Below are 24,700 nucleotides of genomic sequence, written 5' to 3'. Positions count from 1 at the left end.
AGCTCTCGGGGCTTGCTTGAGCCGGATGCGCTGAAAGGTGCACGTCCGGTTCTGAGGGGGCCGGGCCACGGCAACGTGGCCCGGCTACCCGACTGTGGGCGCTGCACTCCCTCGGGGTGCGGCAGGTGCTCGGCCCGTGCGCGGTAGGCGGGCTGCGCACCGAGTACGGCCCGGGCACGCTGCTGGTGCCGGACCAGTTCGTCGACCGGACCCTCGGCCGGGCCCAGACCTTCTACGACGGACTGCCGCTGCCGGACGGCTCGCTGCCGGAGGTGGTGCACGTCTCGATGGCGGACCCGTACTGCCCGGACGGCCGCCAGGCCGCCCTGGCCGCCGCCCGCGCCAACGCCTGGGAGCCGGTCGACGGCGGCACCCTGGTGGTCGTCGAGGGGCCGCGGTTCTCCACCCGCGCGGAATCCCGCTGGTTCACCGCCAACGGCTGGTCGGTGGTCGGCATGACCGGCCACCCGGAGGCCGTGCTCGCCCGCGAACTCGGTCTCTGCTACACCTCGTTGGCGCTGGTCACCGATCTGGACGCGGGGGTGGAGACCGGCGAGGGCGTCACCCACGCCGAGGTGCTGGAGGTCTTCGCCCGCAACGTGGACCGGCTGCGCACGGTGCTGTTCAAGGCGGTGGCCGACCTGCCGACCGCGCGGGACTGCGTCTGCTCGCACGCCCTCGACGGCCTGGAGACCGGGCTGGCCGGTGTTCCCGAGCCGTCCGCCGCCGGGTGACCGGCTCCGCACCCGCCTCCGCACGTGGGGGCGCGCCGCGCGGGCGCCGCAGGGAGAACCGTTTCGCTGCCCCGGCCGCCCCCTAGTCTGGCGTTCCGAGGGCCCGGCTCACCGACGCGACCGGGCCCTCGGGCCGACGCCGTGCCCCGCCCTGCCCCGCCGCCGCGGTTCAGGGCGCCCGGCGCGGTGCGGCCTTCCTGACGGTGGTCTTCGCTGCCGTCTTCTTCGCAGCCGCGGTGGTCCGCTCGGTCGGGGCCTTGCGGGCCGCCGCGGCCTTCTCGGCGGGCGCCTTCTTCGCCGGGTCGATCACGTTGTCCCCGCGGCGTACAGCTGCCCGGGTACGCCGACCAGCCCGAACGTGATGACACCTTTCCAGGTGACCTGCGGCATGACCTGTCGCTTTCATGGGGATTTACCACGGTATGCCGGAGCGACAGGTCACGGAAGTCGAAGGCCGCCGCCTGGTCCTCTCCCACCTGGACAAGGTGCTGTGGCCGGCCACCGGCTGGACGAAGGGCCAGGCCCTCTACTACTACGCCCAGGTCGCGCCGCACCTGCTGCCGCACGTCCGGCGCCGGCCGGCCACCCTGCTGCGCTTCCCCTCCGGGGTCGGCGAGGAGGGCTTCTTCGCCAAGAACCCGCCGCCCGGCCTGCCCGACTGGGTCCGCACCATGGTCGTCGACAGCCACGAGGGCCCCAAGGACCGCGTCACCGTCGACGACCTGCCCACCCTGATGGCCCTCGCCAACGGGTATGCCCTCGAACTCCACGTGCCGCAGTGGAGCGCCGACACCGGGCCCGCCGCCCACGACCGGCTGGTCATCGACCTCGACCCGGGCCCCGGCGCCGACATCACGCTCTGCTGCGCGGTCGCCCTGCTCGTCCGCGAACGCCTCGCCGAGGACGGCCTCACCGCCCACGTCAAGACCTCCGGCAGCAAGGGCCTCCACCTGTACGCGGCACTCCAGCCGAGCGGGGCCTCCGCCGTCGTCGGTTACGCCCGCACGCTCGCCGAACGCCTGGCCGCCGACCACCCCCGCCACGTGGTCAGCAGGATGGCCAAGGCGCTGCGCCGCGGCAAGGTCTTCGTCGACTGGTCGCAGAACACCACCACGAAGACCACCGCAGCGCCCTACACCCTGCGTGCCACCGCGACCCCCGGCGTCTCCACCCCGATCACCTGGGCCGAGGTCGAGCAGTGCACCGCCCTCGACGACCTCGCGTTCACCCCCGAGGACGTCCTCGCCCGCACCGCCGAGCACGGCGACCTGCTGGCCCCGCTCCTCGGCGAAGCGGCGGAACTCCCGGGAAGCGACTGACCGTTGCGGTCCCGACGTCCGGCCTCCGTCACCCGGCCGCCGTCCACAGGCGGCGAGCCCGGGCGACCTCCTCGCGGCGGACGGCCCGCTTCCGGCGGTACGCCCAGGGGCCCCACCAGTCCGGTGCCAGGGGCGGGAGGACGCGGGCGGAGGCCTGGTCGGGATGCGGGCCGAGGCGGCGCAGCGGGGCGGCGCGGACCCGGACGGTGACGTGGCAGCGCCGGCGCCCGCCGAGCGCCGGATCGGGCCCGCAGGCGAGGTCGTGGCGGATGTCCTGCCCGTCGAGCGGCGACCAGTCGATGCCGCGGTCGCGCAGTCAAACGGTGAGGGCGAACCCCGGGCGCGGCAGACCGGACAGGTTCTCGACGGTGAAGAGGGTCACCCATTTCCCGGGATCCGTGATGCTCGTGGTGTCCATCGAGCCAGAGGGCCAGCCCGGCTGACGCCCTGTCGCCCGGATTTCCGGGCGCCTGCCGGACGGTCGGACCCGGCCGGTAGGGTCCCGGGTATGACACACGGGTTCGATCTCGTCGAAGGTGTCGCGGCCGGTCTCGAAGACCGTGCGGCGGCCTGGTGGTTCGTGCAGGACTTCGCGGAGCACTGGGTCGCTCCGCTCGCGGAGGGCGACGGCTGGGCGGAGGCCGACCTCGCCGCCGCGGAGGAGCGGCTCGGCCACCGGCTGCCCGCGGCGCTCCGCGAGGCCTACGGCCGGTTCGGCCGGCGCGCCGACCTCACCGCCAACCACGACCCGCTGCTCGACCCCGCGGAGCTCCACCTCGACGCCGGGGGCCACCTGCTGGTCTTCCGCCACGCGAGGGAGGGCGCCGTCGCCTGGGGCGTCCCGCTCGACGAACTGCACCGGCCCGACCCGGCCGTGGTGCAGGAGAGCGACGGCAGCCGGCGGCCCTGGCTGGACCGGCTCTCGGTCGCCCTGGTCGAACTCGTCCTCTCCGAGTCCCTGCACGCCCCCGACGGCCACGCCGACCGCCTCGAACCGCTCGACGTCGCGACGCTCCTCGCCCTCGAGGACGGCTACGTCCAACTGCCCTTCCCCGACTACCCGGTGTTCTCCGCCCCGGCCGGCAGCCGCTGGTTCGCCGGGGACGACGTGCTGCTCCGCGCGGACGACGGCGGCGCCCTCCGTGCCCGCGCCCGCACCGCTGAGGCCCTCGCCGGCCTCCGCAAGGACCTCCCCGGCAGCTGGCTGCGCGCGGACGGCGCGTGAGGCGGGCGATCCCCCTGCCCCGCACGGACGGTGCCGGCGCGCCGGTGAACGGCGACACCGTCCGGGCCGCGACGGGAGCGGAGCCGGTGCTGTGACGGAAGCGGCGCAGGACGTGCGGGACGCCGGGGCGACGAATCACGGTCCGAGCCTGTGGCGGCAGCGGGACTTCATGCTGCTGTGGGGCGGCCAGACGGTCAGCGAGACGGGATCGGCGGTCACCGAGGTCGCCCTGCCGCTGCTCGCGGTCGTCGCGCTCGGCGCGAGCACCTTCCAGGTCGGCCTGTTGACCGCGGCCACCACACTGGCGTTCGCGGTGATCGCGCTGCCGGCCGGTGCGATGGTGGACGGCACCGCCAAGCGCTCCGTCATGATCGTCTGCAACCTGCTCCGACTGGTGATCATCGGATCGGTCCCGCTGGCCGCGGCGTTCGGCGTCCTGACGATGGCCCAGCTGTACGCGGTCGCCGTGGCGGCGGGCGTCTGCTCGGTGTTCTTCGACGTCTCGTACCAGAGCTACGTGCCGTCGCTCGTCCGCGCCGAGCACCTGATGAACGCCAACGGCAAGCTCGGGACCACCCAGGCACTCGCACAGTTCGGCGGGCCGGGGCTGGGCAGCGGGTTGGTCTGGTCGGTCGGCGCCGCGGGGGCGATGACGGCCGACGCGCTGTCCTACGCGCTCTCGGTCCTGTCGGTCCTCGGGATCAGGACCCGGGAGGAGCGTCCGCGGGCGCGGCCGGCGGACGGGACGCTGCGCCGCCGGATCGCCGAGGGCCTGAGGTTCGTCCTCGGGCACCGCATCCTGCGCCGGGTCGTGGCGTGCACCGCCACCGCGAACCTGTTCTCCGGCATGGTCTCGGCGCTGGCGATGGTCTTCCTCGTCCGGGTGCTGCACGTGGGGCCCGCGCTGACCGGGCTGGTGATGGCGGCCTCGGCCGTCGGCGGGATCGCCGGAGGGCTGTTCGCCGGCCGGCTCGCCGAGCGGCTCGGCTCGGCCCGGATCATCTGGGTGTCGATGCTGGTGTTCGGCGCGCCGCAGGTCGTCGCGGCGGCCGCCCGGCCCGGCTGGGGAGTGCTGCTCTTCCCGTTGGGCTGGGGCGTCGCGGGCTTCTCCGCGATGGTCTACAACATCGCGCAGCTCAGCTACCGGCAGTCGGTGACACCGCCGGAGCTGATGGGCCGGATGAACGCGGCCGTCCGCTGGGTCGTCTGGGGCACCCTGCCGGTCGGCGGCGTGCTCGGCGGGCTGCTCGGCACGCTGATCGGGATCCGGCCCGCACTCGGGCTGGCCCTCCTCGGCACCTGGGCGGCCGGCTGGTTCGTCTTCTTCTCCCCGCTCCGCCACCTGCGCGACGTCCCCGGCCCCGAATCCGCCACGGCGGCACCCTGACGGTCGGCGCACGGGCACCCGGACTCCCGGCGTGGCCGTGCGCGGACCCTTACGGAAGTCGTACGGATCGCCGGGGCCGGGCGGCGAACCCCGGCCGTCTGCCTATCCTCGGAGGCGTGAACGCGTCCGACGGCGACAGCCGACCCCCGAACGCCGGCCGCATCCTGGTGGTCGACGACGATCCGACCGTCGCCGAGGTCGTCACCGGCTACCTCCGGCGGGCCGGCTACACCGTCGACCGGGCCGCCGACGGCCACCAGGCGCTGGCCGCCGCCGCGCACGGCCCCGACCTGGTGGTGCTCGACCTGATGCTGCCCGGCATCGACGGCCTGGAGGTCTGCCGCCGGCTGCGCGCGACCGAGCACGGCGCCCGGCTGCCGGTGGTGATGCTCACCGCGAAGGGCGACGAGTCCGACCGCATCCTCGGCCTGGAACTCGGCGCGGACGACTACGTCACCAAGCCGTTCAGCCCGCGCGAACTGGTGCTGCGCGTCCGTTCCGTGCTGCGCCGCGCGGGTGCCGCGGCCGCCCCGGTCTCCGCGGCACCGGCCCCCGTGCTGGCGAGCGGCGACGTGGAACTCGACCCGCAGGCCCGCCGCGCCCACCGGTCCGGCGTCGAACTGTCGCTCACCCTGCGCGAGTTCGACCTGCTGGCGTTCTTCCTCCGGCACCCGGGACGGGCGTTCGGCCGGGAGGAGCTGATGCAGCAGGTGTGGGGCTGGGAGTTCGGCGACCTGTCCACGGTGACCGTCCACGTCCGCCGGCTGCGCGAGAAGATCGAGGACGACCCGGCGGCGCCGCGCCTGATCACGACGGTCTGGGGCGTCGGGTACCGCTTCGACCCGGTGGGGAGCTGACACCGCCATGAGGGACCTGCTGCTGATCGCCGCCTTCGCCGCCCTGGGCGCCGGCGCGGCCGGCCTGCTCGGCTGGCCGGCGGTGCGGCTGCTGCGCCGCCGGTCGGTCGCGCTCTCGCTGCTGTGCGTGGCCGTGGTGACGGTGCTGGCGATGACCACCGGCACGGTGGCGGTGGCGCAGGCGATGTTCCTCTCGGAGCACGACCTCGGCGTGGTCGTCACGGTGACCCTGATGGCCGCGGTCGTCTCGGTGGCCACCGCGGCGCTGCTGGGCCGTCAGGTGGTGGCGGGCAGCCGGGCGTTGGCGGCGGCCGCCCGGACGGTGGGCAGTGAGGGCGGCTTCGCCCCGCCGGTGCAGCCGCTCGGCAGCGAACTCGCCCATCTCAGCGAAGAGTTGGCGGCGACCAGTGCCCGGCTGGCGGAGTCCCGCCGGCGCGAGCAGGCCCTGGAGCAGTCGCGCCGGGAGCTGATCGCCTGGATCTCGCACGATCTGCGCACCCCGCTGGCGGGCCTGCGGGCGATGGCCGAGGCGCTGGAGGACGGGGTCGCCGAGGACCCGCCGCGCTACCTGGCCCGGATGCGCACCGAAGTGGACCGGCTGACCGGCATGGTGGACGACCTGTTCGAGCTGTCCCGGATCCAGGCGGGTGCGCTGACGCTCTCGCCGTCCCGGGTGTCGGTGTACGACCTGGTCGGCGACGCGATCGCCGGCGCGGCCCCGCTGGCCCGCGAGCGCGGCGTCCGGCTGGCGGGCGGCGCGGTGGCCGCCGAGCCGGTCGAGGTGGACGGCCGTGAGATCACCCGGGTGCTCGGCAACCTGCTGGTCAACGCGATCCGCTGCACCCCCGCGGACGGGGTGGTGGCGGTCGCGGCGCGGCGTGCGGAGGACGAGGTGCTGGTCTCGGTGACGGACGGCTGCGGCGGCATCCCCGAGGCCGACCTGCCACGGGTCTTCGAGACCGGCTTCCGCGGCGGCGCCGCCCGGACCCCGCGGAGCACGGGCGGCGGCGCGGGCCCGCACCACGGGGACTCCGGGGCGGGCCTCGGCCTGGCGATCGTCCGCGGCATCGTGGAGGCGCACGAGGGACGGGCGACCGTCCGCAACGTCGCCGGCGGCTGTTGCTTCGAGATCGCGCTGCCGGCCGCCGCGGCCGCCCGGGTCTGAGTGACGGACCGTCCGCGGGACCGGGGCGCCCGCCCCGCGGGCGGTCCGGTGGTCACCGCGCGGGCGCCCGGCCCGGCCCGGTCGCCGGCGGCGCCGAAGAGTCGACCGGTGGGGCCGCCGTGTCGGCGGGCGGCGGGGTGGTGTCACCGCTGGGTGGGGGAGCGGTGCCGTCGGTGGGCGGCTCGGTCGTGGCGGGCGGTGCGGCCCCGACCGTGAGCACGATCCTCTTCGCGTCCGCGTAGGCGGGGTTGGGCACCGAACCCAGGGGCGACCGCCGGTACCGCGCGGCGCACGGGAGCCTGCATGCGTCCTCCTGGGGGTGGGTGCTGCCTCGCCGTGCTGCCTCGACCGTGACCCGGACGGGCTCCGGCGGCGGGTCGGCCGGCGCGGCCGGGGAATTTGTCATAGCCGCGACCGAATCCGTTTACAGCCGGCGGAGTCCGCGCTACGTTCCGAATGGGAGCGCTCCCACCCCTTCGCCCGGGGCCCGTCCCGCGGTCCCCGCCCCACCTGCCGAAAGGGACGACGCACATGGCCGACCTCCGCCGACGGTTACACCTGATCAGTCTGCTCACCCTGCTCGCCGCCCTGCCCGCACTCGTGCTGGTGGTGCTGGGCAGCCCCCGGGCCGCGGCCCACGGCGCGCCGATGGCGCCCGGCAGCCGGACCTTCCTCTGCTACCGGGACGCCATCACTCCCACGGGGGAGATCAAGCCCCGCAACGCGGCCTGCGCCGCCGCGGCCGCCACCGGCGGCACCACCCCGTTCTACAACTGGTTCTCCGTGCTGCGCTCGGACGGCGCGGGCCGCACCCGCGGCTTCGTCCCGGACGGACAGCTGTGCAGCGGCGGCAACCCCAACTTCACCGGCTTCGACCAGGCCCGCACCGACTGGCCGCTGACCCACCTGACGAGCGGCGCCGCGTTCACCTTCAGCTACAACGCCTGGGCGGCCCACCCCGGCTCCTTCCACCAGTACGTCACCAAGGACGGCTTCGACCCGGCCGAGCCGCTCACCTGGGACGCCCTGGAGAGCACGCCCTTCCAGTCCGTGGCCGACCCGCCGCTGTCCGGCACGGTCGGCACGGTCGGCGGCAAGTACACCTGGAACGGCACGCTGCCCGCGAACAAGTCCGGACGGCACGTCATCTACACCGTCTGGCAGCGCTCGGACAGCGCCGAGACCTTCTACTCCTGCTCCGACGTGGTCTTCGACGGCGGCACCGGCCAGGTCACCGGTGTCGGCGACGGCAGCGGCCCGACCGACCCGCCGCCGACCGGCGCCGCCTGCTCCGCCGCCTACCGCACCGTCGGCAGCTGGTCCGGCGGCTACCAGGGCGAGGTGACGGTCAAGAACACCGGCACCACCCCGATCCTCGGCTGGATGGTGCACTTCACCCTGCCCGGCGGCCAGTCACCGGCGAGCGTCTGGAACGGCGTCAGCACCGGCACCGGCACGGCCGTCACCGTCGACAACGCGGACTGGAACGGCTCCCTCGCCGTCGGCGCCTCCACCACCTTCGGCTTCGTCGCCAACGGCGGCGCACCCGACCCCGCGGTCGCGTACTCCTGCATGGTCATGTGACCGCGGGCCGACCCGGCCGCAGGACCGCCTGCCGGCGAACCGCCCGCCGGCAGGCCCCGCGCGGCCGGCCCCTCCGGCGAACCGCCCGCCCGTGCGCGGTGTGGCCGACCGTCAGCCGCCCGCAACGCCTCGCCGATCCGGACACCACCGCCGCTGCTCCCGCCGGACCGGGCCAAGTGCGGTCCCGCACAAGGGCGGTCCGGCACCGGGGCGGTCCGTCGGCACGCCCGGCCCGGGGCCCGTCGCCGCGCGCTGATCCGGCGCGGTCCGCGGCGGAGGGCCTAGGCTGGCCCCATGAGGGCGCTGCGCAGTCTCGACCGTCGACTCTTCGCCCGCGTCGCCGTCAGCCGGCTGCGCGGTGCCCACCCGGTGCTGCCCCGGCTCAGCAAGGCGGCCAACCACGGGGTGCTGTGGTTCGGCGTCGCCGCCGCGCTCGCCGCCACCGGCAACCGCACAGCCCGGCGGGCCGCCCTGCGCGGGGCCGGCTCGCTCGCCCTGGCCTCGCTGCTGGCGAACGTCCCGGCGAAGTACGCCACCCGGCGGCCCCGGCCGCTGCTCGACGACGTCCCGCTCGCCCGGCGGCTGGCCGTCCAGCCGCTGACCACCTCCTTCCCCTCGGGCCACTCCGCCTCCGCCGCGGCCTTCACCGTCGGCCTGGCGCTGGAGTCGCCCGCGCTCGCCGTCTGCGCCGCCCCGCTGGCGTTCGGGGTGATGGCCTCCCGGGTGTACGTCGGGGTGCACTACCCCGGTGACGTGCTGGCCGGGGCGGCGCTCGGCGCCGGTGCCGCGCTGCTCACCACCCGGTGGTGGCCGCGCGCCGCCGAGGAGCCGGCCCGGGCGGCCCCGGCGCGGATCACCGCCCCCGCGCTGCCGCGCGGCGCAGGGCTGGTCGTCGTGGTCAACGCCGACTCCGGGCCGGACGGCCCCGGGGCCACCGTCGCCGAACTCCGCCGCCTGCTCCCCGAGGCGGAGATCGTCGAACGCGGTCCCGAGGACGACCTGGCCGACCTGGTCGAGCAGGCCGCCTCCCGGGCCGCCGGGGCCGGCGGCGCGCTCGGCGTCTGCGGCGGCGACGGGTCCGTCAACCTGGCGGCCTCCGTCGCCCGCCGGGCCGGTCTGCCGCTCGCCGTCTTCCCCGGCGGCACCCTCAACCACTTCGCCCTCGACCTCGGCGTCGACGAACTCGCCCGCACCGCCGAGGCGGTGGAGAGCGGCAGCGCGGTCGCCGTCGACCTCGGCCGGGTCAGCGGGCCGGACGGCACCGACCTGCCGTTCCTCAACACCTTCAGCATCGGCGTCTACCCGGACCTCGTCCGCATCCGGGAGCGCCACGAGAAGCGGATCGGCAAGTGGCCGGCGCTCGCCCTCGCCCTGGTCGAGGTGCTCTCCTCCGCCGAACCCGTCCGGGTCTCCGTCGCCGGGGTGCCGCGCAACCTGTGGCTGCTGTTCGCCGGCAACAGCGTGTACGACCCGCCCGGCTTCGCCCCGACCCGGCGTACCCGCCTCGACGACGGCCTGCTCGACGTCCGCGCGGTCGACGGCAGCCACCCCTTCGCCCGGACGCGACTGGTCGCCGCCTTCCTGCTCGGCACCCTCGGCCGCTCCCCGGTCTACCGCGAGGCCCGGCTGTCCGCCCTCGACCTGACCGACCTGCGGGGTGTCGCCCATGCCGCGGTCGACGGCGAGGTCGTCGACGCCCCCGAGCACCTGCTGCTCGCCAAGACGCCCGCCGGGCTGACGGTCTACCGCCCGACCGAGGCCTGACCCGGCCCGGCGCCGACCGGCCCGACCGCGGCCGCCACCCCGTGGTGGCGGAGCCGTCCGGCCAGGAACTCCATCTCGACCTCGGTGCCGGTGAGGCCGCTCCCGGCCAGTTCACCGGCCAGACGCCGGGCCTCGGCGAGCGAGCGGGTACCGTCCTCGCGCAGCACCCGCAGCAGGGCGAGCCCGCTCACCGCGGGCCCCACCGGCCGGACGGTGAAGGCGCCGTGCTCGGCCAGCAGCACCCGCCGGACGGAGTCGGGCGCCGGACCCCAGTCCTCCTCGCAGGAGATGATCGAGCAATCGGCGCAGTCCGTGTCCACGCCCCAGCCGAGCCGCCCCCACCGCACGAACTGGCCGACCTCCCGGCGGACGGCGCCGCCGCACCGCCCGCACTCCACCGTGCTCCGCACCGCCCGACCGGTCACCGTGCCTCCCTCTCCGGCCCGCATCCTGCCACCGCGCCCCGCCGGACCGGCATGATGGGGGAGTGCCCGAAGGCGACACCGTCTACCGCACGGCCGCGCAGCTGCGGGAGGCCCTGGCCGGCCACCGGCTGACCGCGGCCGACCTGCGCGTGCCCGCGCACGCCACCGCCGACCTGACGGACCGCCTGGTGCTGGACGTCGTGCCGCGCGGCAAGCACCTGCTCACCCGCTTCGACGGCGGTCTCACCCTGCACACCCATCTGCGGATGGACGGCCGCTGGGCGGTCTTCCGCAGCGGGGAGAAGTGGCACGGCGGCCCGGCGCACCAGATCCGCGCCGTGCTCGGCACCGTCGAGCGCACCGCCGTCGGCTACCGACTCCCCGTCGTCGAACTGCTCCGCACCGCCGACGAGGACCGGGCCGTCGGCCACCTCGGCCCCGACCTGCTCGGCCCGGACTGGGACGCCGCCGAGGCGCTGCGCCGGCTCGCCGCCGACCCGGCCCGGCCGGTCGGCGAGGCCCTGCTCGACCAGCGCAACCTGGCGGGCATCGGCAACGTGTACGCCAACGAGTTGTGCTTCATGGCCGGCGTCACCCCGTGGACCCCGGTCGGCGAGGTCACCGTGCTCGACCGGGTCCTCGCCAAGGCACAGCACCTGCTGGAGGCCAACAAGCTGCGGGCCGAGCGGATCACCACCCGCGACCCGCACCCGGACCGCCGCACCTGGGTCTACGGCCGGGCCCGCCGCCCCTGCTCGCGCTGCGGCACCCGGCTGCGCACCGCCCCGCACGCCGAGGACCGCCCCGCCGTCTGGTGCCCGCACTGCCAGCGCGGCCCGGCCCCCGGCTGAACCGCCCGGGCCGGGGACGGCGCCCGCGCTCACGGGGTGCGCCGCCCGGCCGCGTCGAGGCGGGCCAGCTCCAGGGCCGCGCTGCCGAGGCAGGAGGTGAGTCGGACGGCCTGCGCGGCGGGCAGGCCGCCGAGGCGGTCCGCGAGGTCCTCGACGGTGTCCCGGGCGATCTCGGCGGCGACCTCCGCCGGAGCGGCCGCCGGGCCGAGCTTGGAGACGGCGGCGGCCGCCCGGGCCGGGGTGAGCAGGACGGCCGCCTGCTCGACCAGCCAGCCGGGCACGCCGGCCGCCCCGCCGGGCGGGGCGGTGTACGGGCGGGCGCCGCGGTAGCGGGCGTCCTCGGCGAAGCCCGGCTGCTTGACCTTGAGCACCGGCCGGCCGACGGCCACCGGCACGGCCCCGGCGGGCTTCAGCACGTACCCCTCGGCGAGGTTGCCCGCCAGCGGCGGCAGGCCGAACCCGGCGGGGACGAGGCTCGGGAAGACCGCGGACAGCTCCTGCAGCCGTACCAGCGGGCCCTCGCCGAGCAGCGGGGCGTACGGCAGCCCGGCCGCCGCCGCGGCCCGGCGCAGCGCGGCGTCGCCGGCCCACCACCGCTCCCCGTGGACCTCCACCACCGCGTCGAACACCGACCAGTGCAGGCCCGGCGCGTACCAGACGCCGGTCTGCACGGGCCGGGCGCCGTCCTGCGGCGGGACGGCCGGGTGCGGGTAGCGGCCGCCGAACAGCTCGCCGTACAGCACCACCCGTCCCGCGGCCCGGAGCTCCTCGCGCAGGGCCGCGGCGGCGCGGCCGGCCGCCACCGACAGGGCCGGCCAGATCCGGGCGAGGCCGAAGAAGCCGTCGAGTGCGTCGCCGTCCAGCAGCGCGCGCCGCTTGGCCGCGCGGACCGCGCCGTCCTCGCAGAGCAGGGCGAGGTGGGCGCCGTGCACCTTCTCGGTGGCGGCCCAGGCACGGACGGCGGACCGGCTGAGCGCCGCCCGCTCGGGGATCTTCGGGTAGGGGGCGAAGGCGCTCTCGGACATCCGCCGAGCATCCCGGCCGGGCCCGTCCGGCGGCAACGGGATTACCCGCGGGGAGGGCCCGTGCCGTCCGTGCTCAGGGCTCGACGAGCGCCGGGTGCCGCGGGTCGTCGACCTTCACCGCCAGGTCGGCGGCCTCCCGCGGCCGGGTCTCCTCCTCGTAGCGGGCGAAGGCGGGCAGCGTCCAGCGCTCGGCCCCGGCGGTGTGCCGGGCGAGCGCGCCCGGGCCCATCGCGAGGTGGACCGTCAGCTCGAAGGGCAGCCAGCGGCCGAGCAGCAGCGGGCCGTCCAGCAGCAGCACCCCGCCCGGCGGCAGTTCGGTGTACGGCGCCCGGGTGGCCCGGTCGGCGGCGGCGTCCCACAGCGAGGGCAGCACCCGTCCGCTGCCGCCCGGGTCGAGCGGTGCCAGCACCTCGCGCAGCAGCGCGCCGTCGTCGAGCCACAGGTCGTGGAAGGCGTCGGCGTCCTGCCGGCCGTACTCCAGGCGGATCGAGGCGGGCCGCAGGAAGTCCGCGGCGGACACCCGCAGCACCGGACGGCCGCGCAGCCGCAGCGGCCCGACCAGGGCGTCCGCGAGCGCGCCCGGCCGGGCGGCGGCCGCGCCGTCCACCGCGACCCGCACCCACGGCGCGTTCCGCGCGGCCTCCTCGACCCGGTCGGCGACCAGGGCGGTCAGCCGTTCCGCGGAGATCGGTGTCACCCGCACCCTGCTGCTCCTTCCCGTCGGCCCGGCCGACTATATTTCGCCGCGACTGACGGGCCGTCGGGGCCCGGCGCCGTACCCGAGGGGAGACCACCGTGGCCGAACCGACCCTGGCCGACGTCGATGCCCTGGCCGCCCGCGCCCACGCCGGGCAGACCGACAAGATCGGCGTGCCGTACGTCGAGCACGTCCGGGCGGTGGCGGCCGGCCTCGCCCCGTTCGGCACCGGCCTGCAGATGGCCGGGCTGCTGCACGACGTGCTGGAGGACACCCCGCTGACCGCCGAGGACCTGCTGCGCGCCGGGGTGCCGTCCGCCGTGGTGGCGACCGTCCGGCGGGTCACCAAGGTCCCGGGCACGCCCTACGAGGAGATGCTGGCGCAGATCGCCGGCGACCACTCGGCGGCCCTGTTGAAGATCGCGGACAACGCGCACAACTCGCTGCCGGGACGGGCGGCGCAGCTGCCCGAGGCCGACCGCCTGCGGCTCGCCGAGCGCTACCGGGCCGCCCGTCGGGTGCTCTGGCCGGCGGTCGGCGAGGCCGACGTCCGGGCCGTCGTCGGCCTGGTCAACCCTGGTCTGCTGGCCGAGCTCGGCTGACGCCGGCACCTCGCGGCGGTGGCGCCGCCGCCGGTCGCTGTGGCCCGCCGGCCCGGGCAGGAGCACGCTGGAAGCAGGAACGCGGCCGGCCCCGCCCGCCGCGGCGGCCCCCTGCCGCCGGGCGCCACGGGCCCGCCGACCGCCCGAGCACAGGGAGCGGCGATGTCCGACATGCAGCAGCGGATGAACGACAAGGCGGAGCGGGACGAGGAGGACGTGCGCTCGCGCGACCCCGAGGAGGGCATCACCTCGTACCAGACCGCGCACGCGCAGGACGAGTCGACGGCCGAGGGCGACCGCCTCGACGAGCCCCCCGAGGAGCTCGGCCGGTGAGCGCGCTCGCCGGCGAGGGGCCGCACACCAGCGAGTGGCAGGTACGGCTGATGGTCACCGAGGACGGCGACGTCACCAGGGCGCACGCCGTCCTCGAGTCCGGCGGCACCGTGACGGAGGGCACCGGCGCGATGCAGGCCGACGCCGAGGCCCGTCGCAGCAGCCACGATCCCGCCGTCCCGATGATCGGCAACGAGCTCGCCGTCGGCCGTGCCCTGCTCGACCTCGGGCACCGGCTGGTGCACGCCGGTTCCGTCGCCGCCGAGGCCGCCGAGTCGGCCCGCCGCCGCGACACGGAGTGACCGTGCACGATCGATCCGCCCACCGCCGGAAGAAGGTAGCCGCAGGCGACAAGTAGTGTGCGAAACAGCCGAATCGTGACCTTCCGACACCCGTGGACCGGAACCCACCGGACCACGGGTGCGTCACTGTCGGTGGCCGTACGCCCGGTACGGTGATCGACGTCATGGTGGCAGGAACGGTGGACGAGAACAGAGGCAAGGGCGGCCCCGAGGGCCAGGCCCCCCAGGACGCTGCGATTGGGCAGGACGCGCGCTGGGAGCTCCCCGGCTACACCCACGAGCGCGAGCTCGGCGCGGGAGCAGCCGGGCGCGTCGTGCTGGCCAGCCACGACGCGACCGGCACCCCCGTCGCGGTCAAGTACCTCAACGGCGACCACGCCGACCACGAGAACTTCCGCACCGAGGCCGAGCTGCTCGCCGGCCTCGACTCCCCGCACGTCACCCGTCTGTACGAGTACGTGGAGGGCCCGCGGGGCGCCGCCATCGTCATGGAGCTGGTCGACGGCATCTCGCTGCGCGACCTGCTGCAGGCCGAGGGCGCCACCGGCCCCGAGGCGGCGCTGGCCGTGCTCAAGGGCTCGCTGCTCGGCCTCGCCGACGCCCACCGGGCCGGCGTGGTGCACCGCGACTACAAGCCCGGCAACGTCATCGTCACCACCGAGGGCGTCTCCAAGCTGGTCGACTTCGGCATCGCGGTGCAGAGCGGGGCCAAGGGCGACATCGCCGGCACCCCCGCCTACATGGCGCCCGAGCAGTGGGCCGGCGAGGCCGCCTCCCCGCGCGGCGACGTGTACGCCGCCACAGCGACCTTCTTCGAGTGCCTGACCGGCGCCAAGCCGTACGCCGGCACCACGCTGATGGAGCTGGCCGTCCAGCACACCGAGGCGGACATCCCCGACGAGCAGGCCCCCGAGGCGCTGCGCCCGCTGATCCGCTCCGGCCTGGCCAAGACCCCGCAGGACCGGCCGGAGGGCGCCGCCGAGCTGGTCGCCGACCTGGAGGCGGTCGCCGCCGGTGCGTACGGGCCGGAGTGGGAGGAGCGCGGCCGCCGGCAGCTGGCCGGCCTGGTCGCCCTGCTGCCGCTGCTGCTGCCGCACCCGCACGGGCACGCCGCCGGCAACACCTCGGTCGCCACCACCACCCTGTCGCAACCCCCGGGCGGCGTCACCGCCGTCCGGCGGTTCGGTCCGCGGGCCAAGCTGCTGAGCGCCGCCACCGGACTCGTCCTGCTCGGCGGCACCCTCGCCGGGGTCGCGGCCGCCGGCGCCTCCGACTCCACCACGACCACCGAGGTCGCCGCCCCGAAGGCCACCACGACCTTCGGTTCCGACGGCCCCGTGGCGGTGCCGTCGCCATCCGGTTCGCCCTCGGCGTCCGCGTCCGCGTCCCCGTCGGCCTCGGCCTCCCCGTCGGCGTCGCCGTCGCCGAGCGCCTCCCCGACCACCTCGCCGTTCGCCTCGCCGAGCACCTCCCCGACCAAGAAGCCGACCACGGCCCCGCCGACCAGCGCCCCGCCGACCACGCCCACGACCAGCGCCCCGCCGCCGCCGACCCTGCGGGTCATGCGGCTGAGCGTCAGCACCACCTGCGGCAGCCGGAACTACGAGGTGGTCGCCAGGATCACGGCCGCGACGGACGGTGCGGCGAGCGGCACGGTGACCGTCGCCTGGTACTCGGGCGTGAGCCGGCTGCCGGTCTCCACCGTTCAGCTCACCCTCCCGAAGGGCAAGACAAGCTTCAGCACCACGGTGTCGGCTCCGAGCACCTCCGGCTCCTGGACTGCACGGGTGAGTTCGAGTCCGGCGGCCGAATCGGGCCAGGGCAGCGCATCCGGTCCCGTCAACACGAGCACTTGCGTCATCCTGACCTGAGGAAACGAGACATGAGCACCCCGCAGCAGCCGGACGAGGACGCCACCGTCCGCTTCGGCGCCGAGCCGCCCCGGGCGGACGAGACCGTGCGCCTGAACCCGCCGAAGCCCGGCCCGGAGGAGACCGTCCGCCTCGGCCCGGCGCCCGTGCCCGCGGTGGACCCCGAGGGCACCGTCCGCCTGGGCCCGGCCAAGCAGGCCGATCCGGACGGCACCGTCCGGCTGAACGCGCCGCGGCCGAACCCGGACGCGACCGTCCGGCTCAACGCACCGGTGCCCGCGCCGGACCCGGAGGGCACCGTGCGGCTGAACGCCGCGAAGCCCGACCCGGAGGGCACCGTCCGGCTCGGCCCGGCCAAGCAGGCGGACCCCGAGGGCACCGTCCGGCTGAACCCCGCGCAGCCGAACCCGGAGGCGACCGTTCGGCTCGGCGGTCCCGGGGCGCGGCCCGCGCCGCAGGCGTACCTCCCGCCGCCCTCGCAGCAGCAGCCGCCGGCCGAGAGCTTCGAGAGCGCCACCTTCCTCGACCCGCAGGTCTGGCCGACCCCGCCGGTCGGTACCGCCGTCCCGGCGCAGACCCCGGCGATGGGCACGTCCCTCACCCCGGCGATGGGCACCCCGATCACCCCCGCCATGGGCACCCCGGTGCCCCAGGCTGCGGCTGCCGCCCCTGCCGCGGTGCCCGGTCCGGCGCCCGCGGCGCAGGACGGGCTGCAGCGCTTCGGGCCGGGCGTGCCCCCGCAGGCGGCCGCCGTCTGGCACGGGGCGACCGCGCTGCCGCCGGCCCCGGAGCAGCCGAAGCGCCGGCGCCGCCGCTGGCTGCTGCTGCCGCTGCTCCTGCTGCTCGCGGTGCTCGCCTGGCTGGCCTGGGACCGTTACGGGCGGCCGGTCGCGGTGACCGGTGTCGCCGTCCGCACGGACAACGCGAACGGGCCCTCGTGCGACGGAACGGCGGTGATCACCGGAGCGATCTCCACCGAGGGCGGCGCGGGCACCGTCCGCTACCGCTGGAAGCGCAGTGACGGCACCGACTCCGGTGTCCTCACCCAGCCGGTCTCCAGCGGCCGCCGCACCACGGACGTGGTGCTCCGCTGGACCTTCCAGGGCCACGGCAGCATGCAGGCCACGGCCACCCTGGAGATCGTGGGGCCGGGCAGCGGCACCTCCTCGGTGTCCTTCCCCTACACCTGCCCCTGACGGAGCTCCCGCCCCCGACGGCGCATCCCCGGCACCCGGCCCGCTGCGGCCGGGTGCCGGCGCGTTACTGACACGGTGTCAACGCGGCGGGCGGGGCCACCCCTGTCGGCTGCGCCGCGCAGGCCCTACCCTGCGTCCATGATCCTGCGCTCCGCGAAGCGACTCGTCCTCCTTCTGCCGGTGCTGTGGCTGACCTCGCTCACCTACGTGGCCTGCGCCGTGCTGGTCGTCCACCTCCGCCACAGCGACCCGGAGGTCGAGCGCGAGCTCGCACAGGGCGCGAACCAGTGGCCGGCGCTCGCCGCGCTGGCGGTGGCCACCGCGGTCGCCACGGCCTGGGCCCGGCGGCCCGACCGGAGCCGCCGGTTCCCCTGGTACCGGCTGGCGGCGCGGTCGCTCGCGCTGTTCGCGGCGGCCGTGTCCGCCGCGCTGCTCTCGTACCACCGGGGCGGTCCCGACTTCGACCACCTGCTCGGCCCGGGCGCCGTCACCACCTTCGCGGTGGTGCTGTGCCTCCTCGGCTGGGGGCTGCTCAACCTCGGTCCCGTCCGGGCGGCGGCGGGCGCGGCGGCCGCGGTGGCGGCCTCGGCGGCGTGGTCGGTCCGCGCGCCCGAGCGGTCGACGGTCGCGGTGCTGGCGGCGGTGACGCTGCTGGTGGCGATCGGCACGGCGGCGGCCGCGCTCTGGCGGGTGCCGCGGGTGCGGCTGCTCGCCGGGCTGCCCCCGGTCGAGTGGACCGGCGGCGGCCTCCGCCCGCCGGCGCGCCGGCCGGTGCCGGGCGAGATCTGGTGGGCGGACGTGCAGTTCGAGGAGTCCGGCGAATCCAAGGACCGGCCGGTGCTGGTGGTGCGCGTCCGGGAGGACCGGCTGGAGGTGCTGAAGAGCACCAGCCAGGACCGGCTCGGCCGCAACGACCACATCCGGCTGCCCACCCGCACCTGGAACCCGGAGGCGGCCCACGACAGCTGCCTCGACCTGAGGCCGCGCACCCTGACGGCGGAACGGCTGCGCCGCTACGCGGGGCCGTGCCCGGTCGGGGTGTGGCGGGTGGTCCGCGGCCGCACCCTGCCGCTGGTGAAGCCGCCGCGAGCCGTCCGCCGGTCCGCGGCCGACGGGCAGGCGCCGCCGCGGCCGCGCCGTCCCGCCGCAGACCGGGGCGACGCGCCCGGCACCGGCCTCCGCAAGCCGTCGCGGGAGAGCGGGAAGGCCGGCGCCGCGGGTCGCGGGGGCGGCGGCTGACGGCACCGCGGCCGGGCCCCGGGAGGTGTTCCGAGGGGCCCGGCCGCGGTGCGGCGGGGAGCGGCGGTCAGCAGCGGCCGACGCTCTCGCAGTCCTCCCAGCGGGTGCCGGTGCCGGACTTGGCGCCGGTGGCCTCGTCGCCGCCGCGGGCGGGGGCGTTGAGCGACTTGAGCTTCGGGGTGACCGGGGTGGCGGCCGGGGCGGCCGGGGTGGCGGCCGGGCCGGAGGCGAGGCGGACGGCGATGGCGTCGATCACCGGGCGCGGGCTGGTGCCGGCGAAGTTGCTGAACATCACGGAGAAGATCAGCTTGTGGCCGTCGGGCGCGGTGGCGTAGCCCATCAGGTTGTCGACGCCGCTCATCGAGCCGCTCTTGGCGTGCACGTTGTTCTCGGCCTTGGTGCCGCGCATGCGGGCGGCCAGGGTGCCGCCGACCATCCGGTCCGGGTTGCCGGCCACCGGAAGCGCGTTGTACCAGGCGTCGAACCAGGGCTTGTCCTGGGCGACCTTGAGCAGGCTGGCCATCTTGGCCGGGTTGATGAGGTCGTAGCGCGAGAGGCCGGAGCCGTCGACCTGGCGGCCGCCCGGGGTCTCCAGGCCGTTGGCCTTGAGGAAGCCCTTGACCTGGGCGACGCCGGTGGCCCAGTCGCCCTTGCCGCCCTTGACCTTGCCGATCTCCTTGGTCAGGTGCTCGGCTATGCCGTTGTTGCTGATCTTCAGCATCGGGACGATCAGCTCGGCGAGGGTCTTGGACTGGTGCGAGGCGATCGCCGTCGAGGTCTCGGAGCCGGTGGCGGAGGCGACGCCGCGCTGGACCGTCACGCCGTGCCGGGCGAGCGCGCCGGCGAAGACCCTGGCCGCGTAGGTGGCCGGGTCCTCGACCGTGACCCAGTAGGTGGCCGGGGCGGCGCCGGCCGCGATGCTGCCGGAGAGCAGCAGCTCGTTGGCGCCGCGGCGGCGGTCGACGCCCGCGGAGGCGCCGCTGCCGGCCGCGCCGGTGGTGATGCTGCCGGTGAACTTCATCGGCGCCTCGGCGGGCACCAGGGCGACCTTGGCCTTCTCGCCGGCCGCGCCTGGGGTGACGGTCACCTGGACGGTGTCCATGGTGTACTCGGCGTCGTTGGCGATCGTCAGGCCGGAGATCTGCGGGCTGTAGGAGTACGGCTCGTCGTCCCAGGTCCAGCCGGGGCCGAGCGGGGTGGAGTCGTAGCGGGTGCCGTCGGCGAGGATCCGGCCGGTGACGGTGGTGATGCCCGAGGCGGCGACCTTGGCCGCCAGGTCGTCGAGGTCCTGGACGAGCAGGCTGGGGTCGCCGCCGCCCTTCAGCACCAGGTCGCCGGCGAGCTTGTTCCCGTACACGGTGCCGGTGGTGCGGACCTCGGTGGTGAACCGGTAGTCGGCGCCGAGCAGGTCGAGGGCGGCCGTCGAGGTGACGGTCTTCATGGTGGACGCCGGGGTGAGCAGCGCACCGGGCTGGCGGGAGTACAGCACCTGGCCGGTGGCGGCGTCGAGGACCTGGACACCGGCCTGCGCGTTGGCGAGGCGGGCGTCGGCGAGCAGCGCGTCGAGGTCGGCCGTCAGCGTCGCGTCGGCGGGGGCGGGGTTGTCGGCCTGGGCCGAGCCGGCGAGCAGGGACGCGGCGAGTGCGGCGGCGGCCAGCGGCAGGCCGCGGCGGTACAGGCGTGCGGGCACAGATGCTCCAGGAATCGGGTACGGCGGGGCGCGCGCGTCGCCCACGCCCCCGTTTTGGCCTGCACATTATCAGCTGATGCGACATCAGTTGATCTTCGGGCGGGCGGCCGTGCGGCCGTCCCCCGCGCCCGGGTGCACGCTCCTTCCATGTACACGCCCCGGCGGCCCGGAAGGTCTCACGCGAATTCCCGGAGATCCGCGGGCGGCCCCGCTCCGCCCGCGGGGAGGGGCCGGTCAGCCGACCGAGAAGGCCGTGACCCCGGAGTCCGTGCCGACCAGCACCCGGCCGTCGGCGAGCACCGGGGAGGCGAAGTGCGGTGCCGGGCCGGTCCTCGTCTGCTGCAGCACCCGCCCGGTCGCCGGGTCGAGGGCGAGCAGCACACCGCGGTGGTCGTCCACCACCCAGACCGCGCCGCCGCCGACCACCGGCGAGCCGCCGCGCTCCAGGTCCACCTGCCAGTCCTGGTGCAGCGAGCCGTCCTGACCCACCGTCACCCGGGCGAGGCCCTGCTGGCAGGGCAGGTACACCGCCGAGCCGTCCACCGCGGCCCCGCCGTACGCCGGGCAGACCGTCGCCTGCGCCACCTGTCCTCCGATGCCGCCGAGACGCTGCGCGTCCAGCAGGTACGCCTCGCCGCGCTTGCCGAGGGCCAGCACGTGGCCGCCGACCCGCACGGGGGAGAGCGAACCGAGGTCGAGGTCCTGCGCGTTGTCGTCCGCCCACGTCGAGGGGGTGAACCAGTCGACCCGCTGCAGTTCGGGGGAGAGCGCCAGCACCGAGTCCGAGCCGTCGTACGAGCCGCCGGTCGACTCGCCGTTGCCGACCGACACCAGCAGCCGGTCGCCGTCCACCACCGGCCCGCCGCTCGCCCAGATCCCGCCCTCGCGGCGGGTCGGTACCGCGTAGGAGAGCACCGTCCCGGCGCCGCTGGTCGGCACCGACACCAGACCGCCGACGTAGTCGCCGCAGTCACCGAACAGGCCGCCGAACGCGATCACCACCCGGCCGTTCCACAGCGCCAGCGCCGAGCGCTGCTGGTGCGCGAGCGGGTCGCCCCTCGGCGGCTCGACCTCGCGCCGGACCTCCAACGCCCCGGTCGCCGCGTCGAGCCCCACCAGCACGTGCCGGCCGCCCGCCAGCTCGGCGACCGCGAACACCCGGCCCGTCGCGGGGTCGTAGACCGGGGTGCCGGTGATCCCCAGCGGGTCGATGTTGCCGCACGGCAGCTCGGCGGCCCGGGCCGGGGCGCCCAGGTGGCGGCTCCACAGCACCGCACCGCTCGACGCGTCCAGCCCGTACACGGTGTTGTTCTCGGTCGCCGCGAGCACCCTGTCGCCGACCACCAGCGGCTGCCCGTAGACGGCGCCGTCGAGCTTCGCCGTCCAGGCCGTGCCGAGCGGCCCGACCGGGGCGGCCCCGGGGGCCGTGCCGGTGCGCAGCGCGTCGCGGTGGTAGGTCGGCCAGTCCCCGGCCCGCAGCGGGGTCGGCGAGGCCGATCCGGCGACCACGGCGGACGGCACCGCGGTGGTGACCGCCGAACCGCCGCCCGAGGTGCACCCGGCGAGCAGCACGGCAACCGCCGCGGCGACCGCAGGCAGCAGGCGCCGCCGGTCAGGCCGGAGCCGTCGCACCGCCCCCGGCCTTCACGGCCTCGACCATGCGCTGGTGGACCTCGCGCGCGGCCGACTCGTCCCCGGCGGCCACCGGACTGCCCTCCACGGTGAACCAGTCCAGCGCGCCGCTGTACTGGACCGTCAGACGGGCCTCCCCGTCGATCCACGTCGTGTGGACCGTCAGATCGCCCTTGATGACACCCAACTCGACCGTTCGCACCCCTCCGGTGCCGGCGAGGATGCCCTGCGTGGTCCAGGTCGCCCAGGTGTTCACGGAGCCTCCCCGGTGTGCGGCTGACAGTACGAACTCGTCATGCCCCAAGACATACCGGGTGACACACCTGTTTCCGGCCGAATCGCCCCGCCGTGGGCATGTCGCCGGACATCCCGCGCCGCGGCCCCGCTCCCGGCCCGGGCGCCCCGGCGGAAGCGGGCGTGCCTCCCGGGGCGCGGCTACCATCGGCGGTATGGGAGAGCGACCCGCCGCGCTCACCGCGCCGCAGCTGGTACTCGAGACCGAAGGCGACTCGCAGGTCATCAGCCCGAGCCGCACCTACCACGTCGGCCGCGACCCGACGAGCGAGGTCTTCCTCAGTGACCCCCGGGTGTCCTGGCACCACGCGGTGCTGCACGCCGACGGCGACCACTGGGAGCTCGACGACACCGGGTCCACCAACGGCACCTACACCGACGGTCACCGGATCCGGCACCTCGACGTCGGCGCCGGCAGCGAGCTGCGGTTCGGCAGCGCCGCCGACGGACCGCGCTGCACCCTGCGCGAGCTGCCCTCGCGCCCCGCGGCCGACCGGCGGCCCTCGGCGCTGACCGCCATCACCGGCTCGATGCGGCCGCCGACCACCGTCCGCCCGCTCCCGGCCAAGGTCGTCCGGATCGGCCGCGCCCTCGACAACGAGCTGGTCGTCGGCGACCTGTCGGTCTCCCGCCGGCACGCCGAACTGCGCGCCCGCTCCGACGGGCGCTGGGAGATCGTCGACCTCGGCAGCCACAACGGCACCTACCTCAACGGCCAGCCGGTGCTCGACGCCCTGGTCGGCGAGGGCGACCTGATCGGCATCGGCCACTCGGTGTTCTGCCTGGTCGGCGACGAACTGCAGCAGTACGTCGACACCGGCGACGTCGACCTCGACGTGGACGGGATCGGCGTCACCGTGGCCGGCGGCCGCCGGCTGCTCGACTCGGTCACCTTCCCGGTCGGGCAGAAGATGCTGCTCGCGGTCGCCGGCCCGAGCGGCGCCGGCAAGTCCACCCTGCTCAACGCCCTCACCGGGCTGCGCCCCGCGAACGAGGGCACCGTCCGCTACGACGGCCGCGACCTCTACCGCGACTACGCGGAGTTGCGCCGCCGCATCGGACTCGTCCCGCAGGACGACATCCTGCACACCCAGCTGCAGGTGCGCCGCGCCCTGCGCTACGCCGCCGAACTGCGCTTCCCCGACGACACCGCCGCCGCCGAGCGGGAGGCCAGGGTCGAGGAGGTGATCCACGAACTCGGCCTGGAGAAGCGCGCCGACCAGGTGATCTCCAGCCTCTCCGGCGGCCAGCGCAAGCGGGTCAGCGTCGCCCTGGAACTGCTCACCAAGCCCTCGCTGCTCTTCCTGGACGAGCCGACCTCCGGCCTCGACCCCGGCATGGACCGCTCGGTCATGCAGATGCTGCGCAACCTCGCCGACGACGGCCGCACCGTCATCGTGGTCACGCACAGCGTGCTCAGCCTCGACGTGTGCGACCGGCTGCTGCTGCTCGCCCCCGGCGGCCGGATCGCCTTCTACGGCCCGCCCGGCGAGACCCTCGACTTCTTCGGCTTCCAGCAGTGGCCGGACGCCTTCGACGCCTTCGAGAACGACACCGAGCGCGACTGGGCCGGCCAGTACCGCTCCTCGCCCTCCTACCGCCGCTACATCGCCGGCGCCATGGACCACCCCCGCCCGGCCCTGCCCCAGGCCCCGGCCGCCGCCGAGACGCCGGCCCCCAAGCCCCCGCGCCCGCAGCGCTGGCACCACCAGGTCGGCACCCTCGTCCGCCGCTACGCCACCGCGCTCACCGCCGACCGGACCTTCCTGGCGGTCATGATCGCGCTGCCGTTCGTGATGGGCGTGATGGCCCGGGCCCTGGCCGGCAAGAAGCTCGCCGAGGACAGCGTCTTCAACGCGCTGCTGATCCTCTGCGTCGGCGCGGTGCTCACCGGCGCCGCCAACTCGGTGCGCGAACTCGTCAAGGAACGCGTCATCTACCAGCGGGAACGCGCGGTCGGCCTGTCCAGATCGGCGTACCTCTGGTCCAAGATCATCGTGCTGGGCACCGTCACCGTCGTCCAGGCGGTGGTGCTCACCATGGTCGCGCTGCTCGGCGTCGACCTGCGCCCGCAGGGCGGCGGAGGCGTCCTCATGCCACCGCTGCTGGAGATCACCCTGGCGGTCGCCCTGCTCGCCTTCACCGCCATGATGCTCGGCCTCCTCATCTCCGCCCTGGTGAAGAAGGAGGAGGTGACCATGCCGCTGCTGGTGCTGGTCGCCATCGTCCAGGTGGTGTTCTGCGGTGCGCTGATCCAGCTCAACAGCACCCCCGTGCTCGCCCAGCTCTCCTGGCTCGTCCCCTCCCGCTGGGCCTTCGCCGCCATGGCCTCCACCGTCGACCTGCACGCCTCGGTGCCCAAACCGCTGACCGCCGATCCGCTCTTCCGGCACGAGGCTTCGGTCTGGCTGCTCGACATGGGCATGATGGTGGTGCTGAGCATCCTCTTCGGCCTGCTGGTCCTGCGCCTGCTGCGCCGTCACGAACCCGCCGTGATGCGGAGGTGAC

22 protein-coding genes and 1 pseudogene are annotated in these 24,700 nt (G+C 75.7%); 16 read left to right on the top strand and 7 right to left on the bottom strand.

Annotated features, from left to right (window positions below; translation table 11 throughout):
* Positions 1-71: 71 nt before the first annotated feature.
* Positions 72-734, top strand: a pseudogene (locus tag AB0442_RS33355) (S-methyl-5'-thioadenosine phosphorylase); the annotation flags it as partial.
* Positions 735-903: 169 nt separating this feature from the next.
* Here the strand turns inward: AB0442_RS33355 and AB0442_RS33350 are convergent.
* The gene (locus AB0442_RS33350) at positions 904-1,044 is read right to left on the bottom strand and encodes a hypothetical protein (protein WP_366167355.1); all 141 of its coding nucleotides are present in this window, start codon (positions 1,042-1,044) and stop codon (positions 904-906) included.
* A 112-nt stretch (positions 1,045-1,156) separates the two neighbouring features.
* On the opposite strand from AB0442_RS33350, the gene ligD reads away from it, so the two are divergent.
* The 7 genes from ligD to AB0442_RS33315 all read left to right on the top strand — a co-directional run bounded on the left by ligD (position 1,157) and on the right by AB0442_RS33315 (position 10,035).
* Positions 1,157-2,053, top strand: coding sequence for a non-homologous end-joining DNA ligase (gene ligD / locus AB0442_RS33345; protein WP_366167354.1), 897 nt, complete (start codon positions 1,157-1,159; stop codon positions 2,051-2,053).
* A gap of 508 nt (positions 2,054-2,561) precedes the next feature.
* Positions 2,562-3,278, top strand: a complete 717-nt coding sequence (locus tag AB0442_RS33340) for an SMI1/KNR4 family protein (protein WP_366167353.1) — start codon at positions 2,562-2,564, stop codon at positions 3,276-3,278.
* 91 nt (positions 3,279-3,369) lie between these two features.
* On the top strand, positions 3,370-4,665 hold the full coding sequence (locus tag AB0442_RS33335; protein WP_366167352.1) for an MFS transporter: 1,296 nt from the start codon (positions 3,370-3,372) through the stop codon (positions 4,663-4,665).
* A 116-nt stretch (positions 4,666-4,781) separates the two neighbouring features.
* Positions 4,782-5,522, top strand: a complete 741-nt coding sequence (locus AB0442_RS33330) for a response regulator transcription factor (protein WP_366167351.1) — start codon at positions 4,782-4,784, stop codon at positions 5,520-5,522.
* 7 nt (positions 5,523-5,529) lie between these two features.
* Positions 5,530-6,687, top strand: a complete 1,158-nt coding sequence (locus AB0442_RS33325; protein ID WP_366167350.1) for a HAMP domain-containing sensor histidine kinase — start codon at positions 5,530-5,532, stop codon at positions 6,685-6,687.
* Positions 6,688-7,218: 531 nt separating this feature from the next.
* Complete coding sequence (locus tag AB0442_RS33320) at positions 7,219-8,271, top strand: lytic polysaccharide monooxygenase (protein WP_366167349.1); 1,053 nt, start codon at positions 7,219-7,221, stop codon at positions 8,269-8,271.
* A 294-nt stretch (positions 8,272-8,565) separates the two neighbouring features.
* A complete protein-coding gene (locus AB0442_RS33315) occupies positions 8,566-10,035 on the top strand; it encodes a phosphatase PAP2 family protein (protein WP_366167348.1) in 1,470 nt (489 codons plus the stop codon).
* On the opposite strand, the gene AB0442_RS33310 is transcribed toward AB0442_RS33315, so the two are convergent.
* Entirely contained in the window at positions 10,014-10,460 is a 447-nt protein-coding gene (locus tag AB0442_RS33310) for a hypothetical protein (protein WP_366167347.1), read from the bottom strand. The genes AB0442_RS33315 and AB0442_RS33310 overlap by 22 nt on opposite strands.
* 62 nt (positions 10,461-10,522) lie before the next feature.
* Between AB0442_RS33310 and AB0442_RS33305 the strand changes: the two genes are divergently transcribed.
* On the top strand, positions 10,523-11,311 hold the full coding sequence (locus AB0442_RS33305; RefSeq protein ID WP_366167346.1) for a DNA-formamidopyrimidine glycosylase family protein: 789 nt from the start codon (positions 10,523-10,525) through the stop codon (positions 11,309-11,311).
* 29 nt (positions 11,312-11,340) lie between these two features.
* Here the strand turns inward: AB0442_RS33305 and AB0442_RS33300 are convergent, their stop codons facing one another.
* A complete protein-coding gene (locus AB0442_RS33300) occupies positions 11,341-12,336 on the bottom strand; it encodes an RNA ligase family protein (protein ID WP_366167345.1) in 996 nt (331 codons plus the stop codon).
* Positions 12,337-12,409: 73 nt separating this feature from the next.
* Positions 12,410-13,039: a uridine kinase gene (locus AB0442_RS33295; protein WP_366167344.1), complete on the bottom strand. Its 630-nt coding sequence runs from the start codon at positions 13,037-13,039 to the stop codon at positions 12,410-12,412.
* Between the two features lie 92 nt (positions 13,040-13,131).
* Here AB0442_RS33295 and AB0442_RS33290 point away from each other — a divergent pair, with 92 nt between their 5' ends.
* From AB0442_RS33290 to AB0442_RS33265, 6 genes are all read left to right on the top strand, one after another.
* A complete protein-coding gene (locus AB0442_RS33290; protein ID WP_366167343.1) occupies positions 13,132-13,635 on the top strand; it encodes an HD domain-containing protein in 504 nt (167 codons plus the stop codon).
* A 162-nt stretch (positions 13,636-13,797) separates the two neighbouring features.
* Positions 13,798-13,968 (top strand): hypothetical protein, encoded by a 171-nt coding sequence (locus AB0442_RS33285; RefSeq protein ID WP_363539489.1) that lies wholly within the window; start codon positions 13,798-13,800, stop codon positions 13,966-13,968.
* The gene (locus tag AB0442_RS33280; protein WP_366167342.1) at positions 13,965-14,270 is read left to right on the top strand and encodes a dsRBD fold-containing protein; all 306 of its coding nucleotides are present in this window, start codon (positions 13,965-13,967) and stop codon (positions 14,268-14,270) included. The genes AB0442_RS33285 and AB0442_RS33280 overlap by 4 nt, the downstream gene beginning before the upstream one ends.
* A 179-nt stretch (positions 14,271-14,449) precedes the next feature.
* Complete coding sequence (locus AB0442_RS33275) at positions 14,450-16,141, top strand: serine/threonine-protein kinase (protein WP_366167341.1); 1,692 nt, start codon at positions 14,450-14,452, stop codon at positions 16,139-16,141.
* A gap of 11 nt (positions 16,142-16,152) precedes the next feature.
* A complete protein-coding gene (locus AB0442_RS33270; RefSeq protein ID WP_366167340.1) occupies positions 16,153-17,337 on the top strand; it encodes a hypothetical protein in 1,185 nt (394 codons plus the stop codon).
* 138 nt (positions 17,338-17,475) lie between these two features.
* Positions 17,476-18,576, top strand: coding sequence for a hypothetical protein (locus AB0442_RS33265; protein ID WP_366167339.1), 1,101 nt, complete (start codon positions 17,476-17,478; stop codon positions 18,574-18,576).
* A gap of 67 nt (positions 18,577-18,643) precedes the next feature.
* On the opposite strand, the gene dacB is transcribed toward AB0442_RS33265, so the two are convergent.
* The 3 genes from dacB to AB0442_RS33250 all read right to left on the bottom strand — a co-directional run bounded on the left by dacB (position 18,644) and on the right by AB0442_RS33250 (position 22,154).
* A complete protein-coding gene (gene dacB / locus AB0442_RS33260; RefSeq protein WP_366167338.1) occupies positions 18,644-20,266 on the bottom strand; it encodes a D-alanyl-D-alanine carboxypeptidase/D-alanyl-D-alanine-endopeptidase in 1,623 nt (540 codons plus the stop codon).
* A gap of 234 nt (positions 20,267-20,500) precedes the next feature.
* Positions 20,501-21,838 carry a PQQ-binding-like beta-propeller repeat protein gene (locus tag AB0442_RS33255; RefSeq protein ID WP_366167337.1) on the bottom strand — a complete coding sequence of 446 codons (1,338 nt, stop codon included), beginning with the start codon at positions 21,836-21,838 and terminating at the stop codon, positions 20,501-20,503.
* Between the two features lie 40 nt (positions 21,839-21,878).
* Complete coding sequence (locus tag AB0442_RS33250; RefSeq protein ID WP_363539503.1) at positions 21,879-22,154, bottom strand: hypothetical protein; 276 nt, start codon at positions 22,152-22,154, stop codon at positions 21,879-21,881.
* Positions 22,155-22,347: 193 nt separating this feature from the next.
* Here AB0442_RS33250 and AB0442_RS33245 point away from each other — a divergent pair, with 193 nt between their 5' ends.
* Positions 22,348-24,699 carry an FHA domain-containing protein gene (locus AB0442_RS33245; RefSeq protein ID WP_366167336.1) on the top strand — a complete coding sequence of 784 codons (2,352 nt, stop codon included), beginning with the start codon at positions 22,348-22,350 and terminating at the stop codon, positions 24,697-24,699.
* The last annotated feature ends 1 nt before the right edge of the window (position 24,700 follow it).

The organism is Kitasatospora sp. NPDC085895 (genome assembly GCF_040702125.1).
Classification (GTDB): Bacteria; Actinomycetota; Actinomycetes; order Streptomycetales; family Streptomycetaceae; genus Kitasatospora; species Kitasatospora arboriphila.
The sequence above is the reverse complement of the archived record's forward strand: the minus strand, read 5'-3'. Positions and strand labels throughout refer to the sequence as shown.

Bases quoted from the DNA above. Each gene is read 5' to 3' on its own strand.
- ligD (WP_366167354.1), top strand. From the start codon at position 1,157: ATGCCGGAGCGACAGGTCACGGAAGTCGAAGGCCGCCGCCTGGTCCTC.
- AB0442_RS33340 (WP_366167353.1), top strand. From the start codon at position 2,562: ATGACACACGGGTTCGATCTCGTCGAAGGTGTCGCGGCCGGTCTCGAA.
- AB0442_RS33325 (WP_366167350.1), top strand. From the start codon at position 5,530: ATGAGGGACCTGCTGCTGATCGCCGCCTTCGCCGCCCTGGGCGCCGGC.
- AB0442_RS33320 (WP_366167349.1), top strand. From the start codon at position 7,219: ATGGCCGACCTCCGCCGACGGTTACACCTGATCAGTCTGCTCACCCTG.
- AB0442_RS33315 (WP_366167348.1), top strand. From the start codon at position 8,566: ATGAGGGCGCTGCGCAGTCTCGACCGTCGACTCTTCGCCCGCGTCGCC.
- AB0442_RS33300 (WP_366167345.1), bottom strand. From the start codon at position 12,336: ATGTCCGAGAGCGCCTTCGCCCCCTACCCGAAGATCCCCGAGCGGGCG.
- AB0442_RS33285 (WP_363539489.1), top strand. From the start codon at position 13,798: ATGTCCGACATGCAGCAGCGGATGAACGACAAGGCGGAGCGGGACGAG.
- AB0442_RS33270 (WP_366167340.1), top strand. From the start codon at position 16,153: ATGAGCACCCCGCAGCAGCCGGACGAGGACGCCACCGTCCGCTTCGGC.
- AB0442_RS33265 (WP_366167339.1), top strand. From the start codon at position 17,476: ATGATCCTGCGCTCCGCGAAGCGACTCGTCCTCCTTCTGCCGGTGCTG.
- AB0442_RS33245 (WP_366167336.1), top strand. From the start codon at position 22,348: ATGGGAGAGCGACCCGCCGCGCTCACCGCGCCGCAGCTGGTACTCGAG.